This window comes from Streptomyces sp. NBC_01268, from assembly GCF_036240795.1.
Lineage (GTDB): Bacteria > Actinomycetota > Actinomycetes > Streptomycetales > Streptomycetaceae > Streptomyces.
Map to the genome: position 1 here is coordinate 6,679,665 of NZ_CP108454.1, position 13,029 is coordinate 6,692,693.

General features: G+C 74.2%; 12 protein-coding genes and 1 pseudogene. 2 read left to right on the top strand and 11 right to left on the bottom strand.

Translation table 11 applies throughout. From position 1 onward, the window contains the following. Positions 1-8: 8 nt before the first annotated feature. The 10 genes from OG309_RS30000 to OG309_RS30045 form a co-directional block, all read right to left on the bottom strand. Positions 9-1,550, bottom strand: a complete 1,542-nt coding sequence (locus OG309_RS30000) for a flotillin family protein (RefSeq protein ID WP_329425546.1) — start codon at positions 1,548-1,550, stop codon at positions 9-11. A 105-nt stretch (positions 1,551-1,655) separates the two neighbouring features. Further along, positions 1,656-2,183, bottom strand: coding sequence for a hypothetical protein (locus tag OG309_RS30005; RefSeq protein WP_329425548.1), 528 nt, complete (start codon positions 2,181-2,183; stop codon positions 1,656-1,658). Between the two features lie 115 nt (positions 2,184-2,298). After that, the gene (locus tag OG309_RS30010) at positions 2,299-3,363 is read right to left on the bottom strand and encodes a PucR family transcriptional regulator (RefSeq protein ID WP_329425549.1); all 1,065 of its coding nucleotides are present in this window, start codon (positions 3,361-3,363) and stop codon (positions 2,299-2,301) included. Positions 3,364-3,488: 125 nt separating this feature from the next. After that, positions 3,489-5,645, bottom strand: a complete 2,157-nt coding sequence (locus OG309_RS30015; RefSeq protein ID WP_329425550.1) for a SpoIIE family protein phosphatase — start codon at positions 5,643-5,645, stop codon at positions 3,489-3,491. A gap of 189 nt (positions 5,646-5,834) precedes the next feature. Further along, positions 5,835-6,050, bottom strand: coding sequence for a DUF6243 family protein (locus OG309_RS30020; RefSeq protein ID WP_329425552.1), 216 nt, complete (start codon positions 6,048-6,050; stop codon positions 5,835-5,837). A 210-nt stretch (positions 6,051-6,260) separates the two neighbouring features. Beyond that, positions 6,261-7,100: a DUF1295 domain-containing protein gene (locus tag OG309_RS30025; RefSeq protein WP_329425553.1), complete on the bottom strand. Its 840-nt coding sequence runs from the start codon at positions 7,098-7,100 to the stop codon at positions 6,261-6,263. A gap of 103 nt (positions 7,101-7,203) precedes the next feature. Then, complete coding sequence (locus OG309_RS30030; RefSeq protein ID WP_329425554.1) at positions 7,204-8,541, bottom strand: class I SAM-dependent methyltransferase; 1,338 nt, start codon at positions 8,539-8,541, stop codon at positions 7,204-7,206. Continuing rightward, positions 8,538-9,317 carry a DUF1365 domain-containing protein gene (locus tag OG309_RS30035; protein ID WP_329425556.1) on the bottom strand — a complete coding sequence of 260 codons (780 nt, stop codon included), beginning with the start codon at positions 9,315-9,317 and terminating at the stop codon, positions 8,538-8,540. The genes OG309_RS30030 and OG309_RS30035 overlap by 4 nt, the downstream gene beginning before the upstream one ends. Next, positions 9,314-10,576, bottom strand: a complete 1,263-nt coding sequence (locus tag OG309_RS30040) for an NAD(P)/FAD-dependent oxidoreductase (protein WP_329425558.1) — start codon at positions 10,574-10,576, stop codon at positions 9,314-9,316. The genes OG309_RS30035 and OG309_RS30040 overlap by 4 nt, the downstream gene beginning before the upstream one ends. Positions 10,577-10,882: 306 nt before the next feature. Next, positions 10,883-11,005 carry a hypothetical protein gene (locus tag OG309_RS30045; RefSeq protein ID WP_329425560.1) on the bottom strand — a complete coding sequence of 41 codons (123 nt, stop codon included), beginning with the start codon at positions 11,003-11,005 and terminating at the stop codon, positions 10,883-10,885. Here OG309_RS30045 and OG309_RS30050 point away from each other — a divergent pair. Continuing rightward, positions 11,004-11,306, top strand: a complete 303-nt coding sequence (locus OG309_RS30050) for a VOC family protein (RefSeq protein ID WP_329425562.1) — start codon at positions 11,004-11,006, stop codon at positions 11,304-11,306. The genes OG309_RS30045 and OG309_RS30050 overlap by 2 nt on opposite strands. 114 nt (positions 11,307-11,420) lie before the next feature. On the opposite strand, the gene OG309_RS30055 is transcribed toward OG309_RS30050, so the two are convergent. After that, on the bottom strand, positions 11,421-12,152 hold the full coding sequence (locus tag OG309_RS30055; RefSeq protein WP_329425564.1) for a helix-turn-helix domain-containing protein: 732 nt from the start codon (positions 12,150-12,152) through the stop codon (positions 11,421-11,423). Between the two features lie 222 nt (positions 12,153-12,374). On the opposite strand from OG309_RS30055, the pseudogene OG309_RS30060 reads away from it, so the two are divergent. Next, positions 12,375-13,026 (top strand): annotated as a pseudogene (locus tag OG309_RS30060) (DUF4097 family beta strand repeat-containing protein). The last annotated feature ends 3 nt before the right edge of the window (positions 13,027-13,029 follow it).

Genomic DNA, 13,029 nt, shown 5'->3' on the forward strand with positions numbered 1-13,029 from the left:
GCCCCGGCCTACTCGGTGATCTCGATGACCCCGTTGCCGGCCGGCGCCGCCGTCGGCACCGGGGCCGCCTGAGCCGGTACCGCCTTCTGCCGGGTGACGCCCTGCAGGAGCGAGGCGAGGTCGACGCCGGTGGTGGAGGACAGCAGCTCCATGCCCTGGGCGACGTTGTCCGTGACCGTACGGGTCAGGCTGCCGGCGCCGTCGGTCGAGATCACGGTCAGCTTGTCCACGGCGGACAGCGGCTCGGACGCCTTGGCGACGATCTGCGGCAGCGCCTCCACCAGCATCTGGAGCATCGCCGCGTCCCCGTACCGGTCGAACGCCTCCGCCTGCTTCTGCATGGCCTCGGCCTGGGCCGTGCCCTTCGCCGCGATGGCCGCGGCCTCCGCGTCGCCCTCCAGGCGGACGGCGTCGGCGATGGCGGCACGGCGGGCGCGCTCGGCCTCACCGCGCTTGGCGCCCTCGATGGCCTCTGCCTCGGCCAGCGCCTGACGGCGCTGCTTCTCGCCCTCACCGGTCAGCCGGGACCGCGCGGCCTCCGCCTCGGCCGCCGCGATCGCGGCCAGCCGCTCGGCCTCGGCCTGCTTGACCCGGGCCACCCGCTGCGCCTCGGCCTGCTGCTCCGCCTCGTACCGCTTGGCGTCGGCCGGCTTGCGGACCTCGGTGTCGAGCTGCCGGTCCGTCAGGGCGGCCTGCCGCTCGGCGACCTTCTCCTGCTCGGTCAGGATCTGCTGCTGCCGGGCCGCGTCCGCCAGCGGTCCCGCGGCGTTGGCCTGGGCGGCCGCCGCGTCCGTCTCGGCCTTGATCTCGGCCTGCCGCAGGTACAGCGTGCGCTGGGCGACCGCGATCTCCTCCTCCGCCTTCAGCCGGGCCTGCTCGGCCGCCCGCCGGGCGCTCGCCTCCGCGATGTCGGCCTCCTGCTTGGCGCGGGCGGCCTCCGGCCTGCCGAGGTCCTCCAGGTAGGAGCCCTCGGTGGTGATGTCCTGGATCTGGAAGGCGTCGAGCACCAGGCCCTGCCCGGACAGGCTCGCCTCCGCCTCCTCGGCGACCTGCCCGGCGAACGCGGCCCGGTCGCGGATGATGTCCTCGACCGACATGCGGCCGACGATCGAGCGCAGCGCGCCGGACAGCACCTCCTGGGTGAAGCCGACGATGCCGTCCTGCTGCATCAGGAAACGCTGGGCCGCGGCGCGGATGGAGTCCTCGGTGCCGCCGACCTTGACGATGGCGACACCGTCCAGGTTGGCCTTGACGCCGCGCAGCGTGACGGCGCCGCGCACGGCGACCGGGATGTGCCGGCTGGACAGGTCGAGGCTGAACTTCTGCTGCACGAAGGGGATGACGAAGACGCCGCCGCCGACCACGACCTTCTGGCCGCTGTTGTCGGTGAACACCTGCCCGGTGGCCGGGTCGGTGGACTTCTTGCCGCGGCGGCCCGTGACGATGAACGCCTCGCTGGGACCGGCGACCTTGTACCGGGTGATGACGACGAGACCGAGCAGCACGAGCAGCACGACGATGCCGACGACGGCCAAGAGGACAGGGCTCATGACGGGAGACCCCCTTCGAGCGGAACGGAACGGAACTGGCGGGGGGAGGGAGGCGGGGCGGAACGGAACTGGCGGGGGAGGGAGGCGGGGCGGGCCCGGCAGCCGTCAGCGTTCGACGGGGCGGACCGCGACGGACGTCGGCGAGAGCACGCCCTCGACCCAGACCTCGGCGCCGCGCGCGACGGGCGCGTCGGCCTTCGCGGCGTACTTCACCGGCTGGCCGGCGAGCCGGAGCAGCACCTCGCCGTAGCCGCCGGCCGGAATGGCGGTGACGACCGACCCGGAACTTCCGGTGAGGTCCTCGCCCCTCGGCGCGGGCGCGCCGCCGTCGCGCATCAGCATCCGGCCGAACCGGCCCACTCCCCAGGCGACACCGGCCCCCGCGACGGCCCCCGCCCCGGCGGCCCCGCCGGCCCCCAGGCCGGTGGTCCCGAGGACGATCGCCCCCGTGAAACCGAGCGCCGACACGAACCCGGCGATCGCCGGCAACGACAGAAACCCGTCGAGCCCTCCGCCGAGTCCGTCCAGCGCCCCGCCGAAGCCGTCGAGGACGCTCTCCAGCACTCCGTCGAGGAGCAGGCTCAGGACGAGCAGCACGAGACCGCCGATGCCGAGACCGAGAAACCACGCCATGTCCCTGCCCCCTCCGGCCGCGGTGCGCTGTCTGCCGTCGGGTGGATCGTTTCATCGACCCGGGGGAGGATTCATTGCCGGACTCCGGCAATCTTTACGCGTTCTTGATGCCGCCTCACAGCTCCCGTTCCGGCCAGCCCAGCAGGCGGGAGCCGATGACGGCGGTCTGGAGCGTGTACCGCTGCGTGGGGTCGGCGGGGTCGACCCCCGTCAGACGGTGGATGCGGTCGAGCCGGTACGTGACGGCGCGCACGCTCAGCGACAGGCGGCGGGCCGCTTCGGTGGTGACGCACCCGCTGTCGAAGTACGCGGTCAGGGTGTCGAGGAGCGGCCGGGCACCGCCCCGGGCCTGCCGGACGGGCCCGAGCACGGTGCTCACCAGGTCGGCCATCGCCTGCCGGTCGCGCGTCAGGACCGGATAGACCAACAGGTCCGCGGCGTGCAGCACCGGCCCTTCGAGCTCCATGCGCGCGGCCAGGTCCAGGGCGTTGAGCGCCTCCTCGTACGAGTGGACGACCCCGCCCGGCCCCGGATGCGCCCGCCCGACGGCGACCAGCCCCCCTCCCCCGGTCGCCGCGTACGCCTGCTCGGCGAAGTATCCGAGCACATCGGGCTCGTCGGCGGGCGCGACGCAGATCAGCCGCCCGTCCTTCGTGGTCAGCAGGATGCGCCGGTCACCGAACCGGGCGAACAGCGAGGACTCGACGCCCCGGGAGACCGGGAACCCGTCGGCGTACGGCTCCGGCCCCTGGGCGACGGCCACCGCGTGCGCGTGCGACAGCAGCAGCCCGAACCGCTCCGCCCGCTCCGCGAGACGCCCCAGATCGCTCCGCCCGTACAGCAGGTCGTCGATGAACTCGCGCCGCGCGGCCTCCTCCTGCCGTACGGCCAGGGTCTGCGCCCGCTCGTGCCCCTCCGCGAACGCGTCGACCGCCTGCTCGACGGCGGCGAGCAGGCGGCCGTCGTCGGCCCGCGCACCGCCCGGCCGCACCTGCCGCGCGGCGGACAGATGGGCCCGTACGAGGGACCGCAGCCCGTGCCCCGCCTCCGCGGCCCGCTCCCCGCGCGCCCGCAGCGCCTCCAGCTCCTCGCGGGTCAGCCGCCTGCCCGTGGCGCAGACACCGGCCAGCACCTCGACGTACCCCTCCAGGTACTCCTCCACCGGCATCGGTTCCCCCATGACCCCTCCCCGTGACCCCGTCCGCGCCCCGCGACGGTTCTCCGACGCGCGGTGATCAAGGGTGGCACGGGACCGCCCGCCGCCCGCCGAGGGGTGTGCGGCCGGCGCCCCGCGGCCGGGTCCCGCTAACCGCTCTCCGGCGGCCGGAGGTCCAGCTCGGCCCACACCGTCTTGCCGTCCTCCCGGTACCGCACGCCCCAGCCGGCGGCGAGCGCCGCGGTGATGTGCAGGCCGCGTCCGCCCTCGTCCACGGCCTTGGCGTGACGGAGGTGGGGGGCGGTCAGGGCGGCGTCGTCGACCTCGCACACGAGGGTCGCCTCACCGCGGATCAGGCGCAGGGCGATCGGTGCGGTGCCGTAGCGGACGGCGTTGGTGACGAGTTCGCTGACGACCAGCTCGGCGGGGAACGTGTCGGCGTCCGGCCACCACTCCCGCACCCGCCGCTCCGCCTGCCGTCTCGTGGGGCCGACGGACCGCAGCTCGGCGGGCACCGGCCAGACCGCGAGGTCCCGGGCCGGCAGTCGCCGGGTCCGGGCGACGAGCAGGACCCGGTCGGGGGAGAGCAGCGGGGCCACGTCGTCCGCCATCGCCCCCGGGGCGCGGTGGGGCTCGGCGAGCGCGGCGACGACCTCGCCGGGGGCCGGGCCCTCCTCCCGCGACGTGGCCGGGGAGGCGAGGCAGATCGTGCTGCCCTCGGGCAGGACCAGGCCGACGCTGGCGAACGGCGGCCCCTCCTCGCCGAGCAGCGGCCCCTCCGGGAGCGGCGCGGTGTCGACCGAGCCGTCCGGGCGGACGATCGTGAGCAGCGAGGCCCCGGCCCGCGCGATGTCGAGCCGCCCGTGGACGGGGTCGTGCACGGCGAAGGTGCAGTGCGCCGTGGGTTCGTCCGTGCTCCGCGGATCGCCCAGCACGTCGCCCTGCTCGCGGGCCAGCCGCAGGACCGTCGCGTGCAGGCGGGCCAGCAGCTCGTGCGGGTCGAGGTCGAGCGTGGTGAGGCTGTGGACGGCGGTCCGCAGCCGGCTCATGGTGGCGACCGCGCTCGGCCCCGGGTGCTCGACCCGCCCCACCACCAGGGCCACCCGGGCCCCGGGGAGCGGCAGCGCGTCGCACCACGACCCGGCACCGGTGCCGCCGGCCCGGCGGCGCTGGGCGATCTCGGCGGCGCGCTGGGTCTCCCGCTCCTGGCGCAGGGGCCAGCTCTGCAGGGCCGTCATGACGACGTGCTCGCGGGTGAACCGCAGCGCGTTCTCCAGCGCCGTCGCGGCCCGGGTCACGATGCCGTGCGCGAGGTCGAGATCGGCGCGCAGAAACGGCTCGGTGCCCGGCAGCCGCTCGAAGGCCACCGCCCCGAAGACCTGCCCCCGTACGGTCAGCGGCGCCACCAGCCGTACGGACTCCTCGCCGGGCACCAGAGCCGGAGCGACCGGGAACGGGTCGCCGAACAGCCCCGGCACCAGCACGCACCCCGCGGCCGGCACCGCCCCGCCCGCGTCCCTGGCCCCGACGGCGGCACAGCGCATCAACATGCCCTCCGTGCCGGCGAGTTCCGGATCCTGGCCCTGCAGGACGGCGTCGGTCAGGGCCACGACCACCACGTCCGCGAAACCCCCGTCGAGCGCGACGTCGACCAGCTCGCGGGCGGTCCGCTCGACGTCCAGGGTGCGCCCGATCCGCTCGCGCGCCTCGTGCAGCAGTCGCAGCCGGGCGTTGGCCCGCTCCCGCTCGGTCACGTCCACCGAGGTGGCGACCAGCCCCACGACCCGGCCCGCGTCGTCGTGGAGCCGGTAGACCGACACGGACACGACGTGCTCGCGCCCGGGATCGGAGGGCGGCCGGCTCCGGACCAGCGCGTCACGCAGGGGCGTCCCCGTCGCCAGCACGTCGAGCAGTGCGCCCTCGTCGACGGTCACCCCCAGGGACGCGTACGCCTCGGTGGCCGAACGCCCGACGACGCTCTCCTCGGGCACCCCGCGCATCCCGATGGACACCGGGTTGACCCGCACGACCCGCAGCTCGGTGTCGAGCACGTGCAGACCCACGGCCGACTGGGTGAACACGGCATCGAGAACAGCCTCCCCGAGGTCCCCGGCGGCCCCGGCCCGACTCCCCGCCCCGTCTCCGGCCCCGGCCCGACTCCCCGCCCCGTCTCCGGCCCCGACCCGATTCCCCGCCCCGTCTCCGGCCCCGACCCGCTCCTTCTCCGCCCCCGCCTCCCACGCGCTCTCGCCCGCCCGCTCCATCCACCCCGCTCCTCGCCCCGGTGTCGTCAGCTCACCACCCATCCTGCGACGTGCCGCGGAGATCGGCACGGCGAGACGAGGGCCGTGCCCGGGCGGACCGTCCACACCGGCCCGCTGCCGACGCCGGGCAGGGCGCCGCGCTGGCCACCACGCGCACAGAGCAGGGCCCGGACCGCCACGCGCGGTCCGGGCCCTGCCCTGTTGGGGTGCCGCCCCTGCGGCGGCGGTGCGTCAGCTCTGCGCGGCGCCCTCGCCGGCCTGCTCGGCGTCCTCGGCCGCGCGCACCTTCTCCCGCATCTTGCGCACCAGCTCCGCCTTCTGGTCGGCGGCGCCCCGGCGGTCCAGGTTGCGGTGCGGACCGTTGTTCTGCCGCTCGGCACGGGACTGCCGCTTGCGCTGGCCGCCGCCCTGGCCCACGGGGTTGTTGATGTTCTTGCTGTCGGTCACGGGTTCTCCCGGTGGTGATGTGAAGTGATCTACGGATTCGACGGTGGGGGACGGGCGCGGCGACGCCGAGGGGCGTCAGCGGGGGCCCGTCACGCTCTCACTCGTAAATCGGTGTCTGGAAGAACATGACCACGACGGTACCCGGTCCCACCGCCCCCGCGCGCCAGGGTTTCCGCCGCCCCGAGGTCGGCCGGACACCGGGGGCGGCGTTCACGGGGTCCCTCCGCCGCTCTCCGCCCCGTCGTGGGTGCGTCGGCGCGGGGGCAGCGGGAGGAATCCGCTGGTCCGCGCGGCGTACGCGGCGTAGCCGGGACGCCCGGCCATGTGCTTCTCCAAGAGGCGCTTGCCACTGCCGACGGTGAGCAACAGGGTCATCAGGACCGGGGAGACCAGGACGGCGAGGGCCGGCTGCCAGGCCGTGCAGGCCACTAGGTACAGGCCCCACCAGACGAGGCTGTCACCGAAGTAGTTGGGGTGCCGTGTCCAGGCCCAGAGGCCCTCGTCCATGATCCGGCCGCGGTGGGCCGGATCTTCCTTGAAGCGTGCCAGCTGACGGTCGCCGACGGCCTCGAACGTGAGCCCGAGCGCCCACACCGCCACACCGCACAGGGCCAGGAGCCCCAAGGGCGCGGAGCTGTAGGAGGCCGCCTGGACGGACAGGGAGACCAGCCAGACGAGGGCCGCCTGGCCCAGGTAGACGGTACGCAGCGCGTAGAGGGTCCGGTTGCCGGGGGCCTTGTCGAGGAGGGCCGTGTAGCGCGGGTCCTCGCCGTGGCCGCGGGAGCGGCGAGCGATGTGCGCGGAGAGCCTCAGCCCCCAGACGAGCGTCATCGCGGCGACGAGAAGACGCCGGCCGTCGTCGCCGTGCCCGGCGGAGAGGAGCCAGGTGACGGCGGCGACGGCACTGAAGGCCAGGCCCCAGGCGATGTCGACGATCCGGTGCAGCCCGCGGCGCACGGCGACCGCGAAGGCGGTGAGGAGCACCGCTCCCGCGGTGGCCGCGCAGACGGCGAGGTTGAGGGCGAGGGCGCCCCAGTCGGTGCCGGTCATGCCAGGGCGTCCAGCGACGCGGTGGAACGGGCCTCCAGGCCCGCGGTCTCCAGCAGGTCCACGGTGCGGCCGACGGGGCGCACGTGCAGGTCGGCGGCGTGCCTCATCGGGGGGTCCCTTCGGTGAGGAGCAGTTGGCGTACGTCGAGGTAGCGGGAGCGGAATCCGGCCTCCGAGTAGGCGAGGTAGAACTCCCACATGCGCTGGAAGACGGCGTCGAACCCCAGCGCGGTGACGGCGCTGCGGTGGGCGGTGAACCTGTCCCGCCACAGCCGGAGGGTCTCCGCGTAGTGCGCGCCGTAGCCGTGGTCGGCGACGGTGCGCAGGCCCGCGGCCCTGGCGTGGTCGGCGAGGGCCCGGCGGGAGGGGATCAGTCCGCCGGGGAAGACGTACTTGCTGATGAAGGTGTGGGTGGCGGCGGTGTGGAGCATCTGCCGGTGGCCCATGGTGATGGACTGCAGGGCGATCCGGCCGCCGGGGGCGAGCGCGTGGCGCAGGGCCGTGAAGTAGGAGGGCCAGTACTCCGCGCCGACCGCTTCGATCATCTCGACGCTGATCACGGCGTCGTGGCGTCCTTCGATGTCGCGGTAGTCGCGCAGCTGGACCTCGACCCTGTCGGCGAGTCCGGCGCTCGTGACGCGCTCGCGGGCCAGGGCGGCCTGCTCGGCGGAGAGGGTCAGCGTGGTGACCCGGGCGCCGCGCGCGGCGGCCCGCAGGGCGAGCTCGCCCCAGCCCGTGCCGATCTCCAGCAGCCGTGTGCCCTCGCCGACGTCGGCGAGGTCCAGGAGCCGGTCGATCTTGCGGTGCTGTGCGGAGGCGAGGGACTCGAAGTCGGCGGGGAAGGCGGTGAAGACCGCGGAGGAGTAGGTGAGGGTGGGGTCGAGGAACGCCGCGAACAGGTCGTTGGACAGGTCGTAGTGCCGCTGGATGTTGTCGCGGGCCCCGGTGGGGGTGTTCCGGTCGGCGGCGGGGCGGGTGGCCGCCCACAGGCCGCGGAGCCGGCGCAGCGGAGCGGGGACCAGCTCGTCGGCGTGGCCCGCGAGGACGGTCAGGACGCCGACCAGGTCGTCGCTGTCCCATTCGCCGGCCATGTACGACTCGCCGAAGCCGATCAGTCCGTGGCGGCCGATGCGCCGGTGGAAGGCGTCCGGGTCGTGGAGCGTCAGCCGCGGGCCGGCGGCCGGCTGCCGGGCGCCGGCGGACGGCCCGGTCAGGGCCAGCCGGTCCAGGGCCCGGCTCACCAGGTGACGGGCGACGGCGGTCCGGGCGGGCCCCGCCGACGGGAGCCGGGCCACGTCCGGCCAGCGGCCGGCGTCGACGTCCGCACGGCTGAAGGCGGGCGCGGCGGCCGAGGGATCCCTGCCCGGCGGCTGCGGGGGAACCCCGACGGTTCGGCCGGCGGGCTGGGAGCGGCCCTGGGACGTGAGGGCGGGACGGGTCACGGCAGCATGCCTTTCTGCGGGGTGCGACGGGGGCGGGGGTGCACGGGCAGACCGCGCAACAGCAGGTGGACGCCGTGGCGTCGGATACCGACCCAGACCGCGGCGGTGGACCAGGGCCTGCGCACGGCCTCGGACAGCAGGGCGGGCACGGTGGCGGGCCGGCGGCGGCCCCGGACGACCGCGGTGAACGCCCTGCCGCTGTCGTTCTCCAAGTGGACGGTCAGGTGCAGGAGTTCGCCGGGCAGCGGCAGGCGCATCCGGTAGCGGCCCTCGACCGCGAAGAACGGCGAGACGTAGAACGCCTTGTCCACCTCGGCCTCGTCGCCTCCGTCCGTCCGCAGCAGGTAGCAGTGGCGCTGCCCGTAGGTGTTGTGGACCTCCGCCACCACGCACACCAGGGCGCCGGAGGAGTCGTGGCACCAGAACACGCTGAGCGGGTTGAAGACGAACCCGAACACCCGGGCGTGCGCCAGCATCACCACCCGCCCGCCCTCCAGGTCGACGCCGTGGGCGGCGAGGAAGGCGTCGAGTCCGCCACGGATGGACCCGGCGGCTCCGTCGAAGTGGTCGCGGGCGTCGAAACGGGCGAGCGGACGCAGCGGCCCGGGCGGCACCGGCAGCCGGTCGAGGTCCACGCACCACAGGTAGGTACGGTGCCGCAGGACATGGCGCAAGGGCGTACGGCGGACGTGCGTGATCACGCACTCGTACAGCGCCGCGGTGGGTTCCGCGCCCAGGGGGACGGCGGTCAGGACGCCTCCTCCGGCGCGGATCACCAGCTCACCCCCAGGGACCGGGCGGCCGCCACGCCGGAGCGGCAGCCGTCCTCGTGGAAGCCCCAGCCGTGCCAGGCCCCCGCGTACGCGGTCACGCCCGTGGAGAGGCGGGGCAGCTCCCTCCGCGCCGCGACCGAGACGGGGGTGTACACCGGGTGCTCGTAGACCATCCGCTCCACCACCCGGTCCGCGGCGACGCCGTCGTCACCGCCCAGGGTGACGACATATCCGGAGCCGGCCGGCAGACGCTGCAGACGCTCCATGTCGTAACTGACGCGCACGGGCGCTGCCGAAGGGGCGCAGCCGGTCATGCGGTAGTTCCAGGAGGCGCGTGCGCGTGGCGAGCGGGGCAGGAGCGAGGCGTCGGTGTGCAGCACGGTCGGGTTGCGCTCGTACCTGAAGGCGCCCAGGAGCCGCGTCTCGTCCGCGGTGGGGTCCGCGAGCATCCGCAGGGCCTGATCGGGGTGCGTGGCGACGACCACGGCGTCGTACGCCTCGGCGGCGCCGTCACGGGTCGTGATCAGCGCGCCCCGCCCCGTACGCCGGACGGTGTCGACCGGGCTGGCGGTCCGGACGCGCTGGACGTGTCGGGAGACGGCCGCGACGTACGCGGAGGAGCCGCCGGTGACGGTCTTCCACTGCGGCGAGCCGGTGACGGACAACAGGCCGTGGTGGCGCAGGAACGTGAACAGGTAGGCGGCCGGATAGGCCAGGACCGTGCGCGCGGGGCAGGACCAGACCGCGGCGACCAGGGGAAGGGCGAAGTGGCTGACGAAGTACGGGGAGAACCCGCCCTCCCGCAGGAAGTCCCCGAAGGTGAGCCCCGAACGGCCCCCGCGGTCCAGCAGGCGCCGGGCACGCCGGTGGAAGACGGGCACCTCCGCCAGGAGCCGCAGGTAGCGTGCCCGCAGTGCGGCACGGGAGGCGAACAACCCCGCCACGCCCCGGGCGCCCGCGTACTCCAGGCCGCAGCCGTCGCACCGCACCGACATGCTCATCTCGGCGTCCTGCGTGCCGATCCCCAGCTCCCGGAACAGACGCAGCAGCGTGGGGTAGGTGCGCTCGTTGTGGACGATGAACCCCGAGTCCACGGCGATCGCCCGCCCGCCGGGCCCGGCCAGCTCGCGGGTGTGGGCGTGGCCACCGAGCCGTCCGTCCGCTTCGTACAGCGTGACCCGGCACGCCGCCGCCAGAACGTAGGCGGCGGTGAGCCCCGCCACCCCCGCCCCGACCACCGCCACCTTCCGGCCTTCCACCATGTCCGCTCCCGCCCTCGCACTCCGCACGCCTGATGCCTCTCACCCGTACTTCGGAGCGGCCGGGCTGTCGGATGCGGGTCGATTTCTGGCGGTGGGGGCGGGCGGTGCGGGGTGGCGGTCGCGGTGGGTGGTGGCGGTGCGCGGTGGCGTGCCGGTTCGGACGTCAGGTGGACCGGGCACGCGCGAAGGGGAGGGCGCTTCGGTGCCGCACCGCCGGGGTGGCTGCCGGCCATGGCAGTGGAGACTCGCTCGCCGTTCAGACGCGGGACCAGCGCTCGGCTGGGTGATTGCTCGTGCCCGGGCCGCTCAACGCGCCTGGGGTGCGTCCTGTTGGAACTCGCCGAGGTCGCGTACGACGGCGGCGAAGGCGCGGATCATGTCGGTCTCGGTCGCGCCGCGCCAAACGGGCCCATGGGTCAGGGAGTACATGTCGGGGACGGGCAGCCAGGCGACGTCCGGGCGGGCCCAGAACGGCCGCGACGACGCCGCCCCGGACATCCTGCTACGGCAGCGCGACCTCGAACTGCCGCCCGGCCGCGGGCCGGTCGGGGTGCTGGTGTCCTTCGCCGTCACCGATGTCGCCGCCGAGTACGCGCGAGTGCAGCGGGAAGGCGCCAACATCACCACCCCCCTGCACCACGAGTCTTGGGGCGAACAGCTGCTGGAGCTCACCGACCCCGACGGCGTCGTGGTCCAGCTCGCGGAGTGGATTCCTCCCGCCGGGACCTGACCCCGCGTCACGCCCGTCAGGCCGTGCCACCGACATGAACAGCCCCAGGCGCGCCACGGATGTCGAGGGTCCACGTGCGGCCCGCGTTCCCGCGCGGAATCCACCGCCGGGTCGTCACGTGCCGCCTGAGGCCGCTTCGGCATTCGCGCGGAGGATCTCGCGGGCCTGCATCGCGGTCCGGCTGAGGCTCTCGGAGACGAAGTCGAGGACGTGGGCGATGTCCCCAAGACGCGCGGCGGCCCGGCTGTGGGAACCGAGGACACCGACGCCTTGCCGTGCGGCTTCGACGAGCCGGGCGGTGGAACGGGCGCTCGCCATCATCGTCCGGTACCAGACCTCGTCGTCGACGGTGTAGCGCTCGTGGCGGCGTTCACCACGTTCCCGGCGGATGAGGCCCTGGCCGTCGAGGAACGCGACCGCCTTGGAGACGGATGCCGGGCTGACCTGGAGGTGCCGGGCGAGTTCGGCCGCGGTGAGGCTGCCGGCCTCGGCGAGGGTGAGGCAGGCCATGACGCGGGCCATCATCGAGGGCAGGCCCGCGGCCACGAGGACGTCGGTGAACGTCCCCTCGTACTCCCGCACGGCTTCTATGTGGCGTCCGCGGACGGGCGGGCGCGCTTGCGTTCCTCGGGGCGTGCCCTGCCTTCGGCGGCGGGCCCGGCGTTCGGTGGCGCGGTGGGCCAGGTCGGCGCGGTAGGCGGTGGGACCACCGTTGCGCATCACCTCGCGCGTGATGGTCGAGGCCGGACGGTCGAGGCGCCTGGCGATCTCCGCGTAGGCGAGGCCGTCGGCCAGCCCCAGTGCGATCCGCCGACGTTCCTGCTGAGTGAGCCTGCCTCCCGGCATCGCGGTCTCCCTTCACGTTTCCCTGAGGCGCCGAACCTAGCGTTCACCGTCCGCTCAATGCAACGACCATGAGGCTCTCGTTGCATTGAATTCTATTCCATTGCAACGATTAGTTCGCTTGACCTGGATGGATAGGCGCAATCTGCAACTTGCATGTTGCGTAACACTCGAAGGCAACGTAGCGTTTCTGATATCGGAAACAGCGGAACACGGGAGAGCGCCATGCAGGAGTTCGACACCCCCGCCCCGGTCTCCGTCGTCCTCGACATCCCCGCCGGGCGGATCCGGACCATCGCCGCCGACCGCACCGACACCACGGTCGAGGTCCTGCCCCTGGATGCCTCGAAGGGCCGCGACGTGAAGGCGGCGGAGCAGACCGAGATCGCCTACGTCGACGGCGTCCTGCGGATCGAGGCGTCGGAGGCGAAGAACCGGGTCCTCGGCAGCGCCGGGTCGGTCGAGGTGACCGTCCGGCTGCCCACCGGCTCCCGCGTCCAGGTGACGTCGGCGAACGCCGAACTCCTCGGCGACGGACGGCTCGGCGACGTCACCTTCGAAGGCTCGAACGGCGCCGTCAAGCTTGACGAGACCGCGAGCGCCCGGCCTCGCCCTCGTCGCTGGTGACATCACGGTCGGCCGCCTCGGCGCCCCCGGCGAGATCGACACCGAGAAGGGCGACATCCACATCACCGAAGCTGTGCACGGCGTGGTGTCGCTGCGCACCGTGTCCGGCGACCTGGCCATCGGCGCCGCCCACGGAGTCTCCGCCAGCCTCGATGCCGGCACCACGGTGTGCCGGATCCACAACGCCCTCCAGAACACCGACGGCACCCCCGCCCTGACCATCCGCGCCACCACCGCCCGCAGCCTCTGACGC

Bases quoted from the DNA above. Each gene is read 5' to 3' on its own strand.
- OG309_RS30010 (WP_329425549.1), bottom strand. From the start codon at position 3,363: ATGGGGGAACCGATGCCGGTGGAGGAGTACCTGGAGGGGTACGTCGAG.
- OG309_RS30055 (WP_329425564.1), bottom strand. From the start codon at position 12,152: ATGCCGGGAGGCAGGCTCACTCAGCAGGAACGTCGGCGGATCGCACTG.
- OG309_RS30000 (WP_329425546.1), bottom strand. From the start codon at position 1,550: ATGAGCCCTGTCCTCTTGGCCGTCGTCGGCATCGTCGTGCTGCTCGTG.
- OG309_RS30025 (WP_329425553.1), bottom strand. From the start codon at position 7,100: ATGACCGGCACCGACTGGGGCGCCCTCGCCCTCAACCTCGCCGTCTGC.
- OG309_RS30045 (WP_329425560.1), bottom strand. From the start codon at position 11,005: ATGTACTCCCTGACCCATGGGCCCGTTTGGCGCGGCGCGACCGAGACC.
- OG309_RS30040 (WP_329425558.1), bottom strand. From the start codon at position 10,576: ATGGTGGAAGGCCGGAAGGTGGCGGTGGTCGGGGCGGGGGTGGCGGGG.
- OG309_RS30050 (WP_329425562.1), top strand. From the start codon at position 11,004: ATGTCGGGGACGGGCAGCCAGGCGACGTCCGGGCGGGCCCAGAACGGC.
- OG309_RS30005 (WP_329425548.1), bottom strand. From the start codon at position 2,183: ATGGCGTGGTTTCTCGGTCTCGGCATCGGCGGTCTCGTGCTGCTCGTC.
- OG309_RS30015 (WP_329425550.1), bottom strand. From the start codon at position 5,645: ATGGGTGGTGAGCTGACGACACCGGGGCGAGGAGCGGGGTGGATGGAG.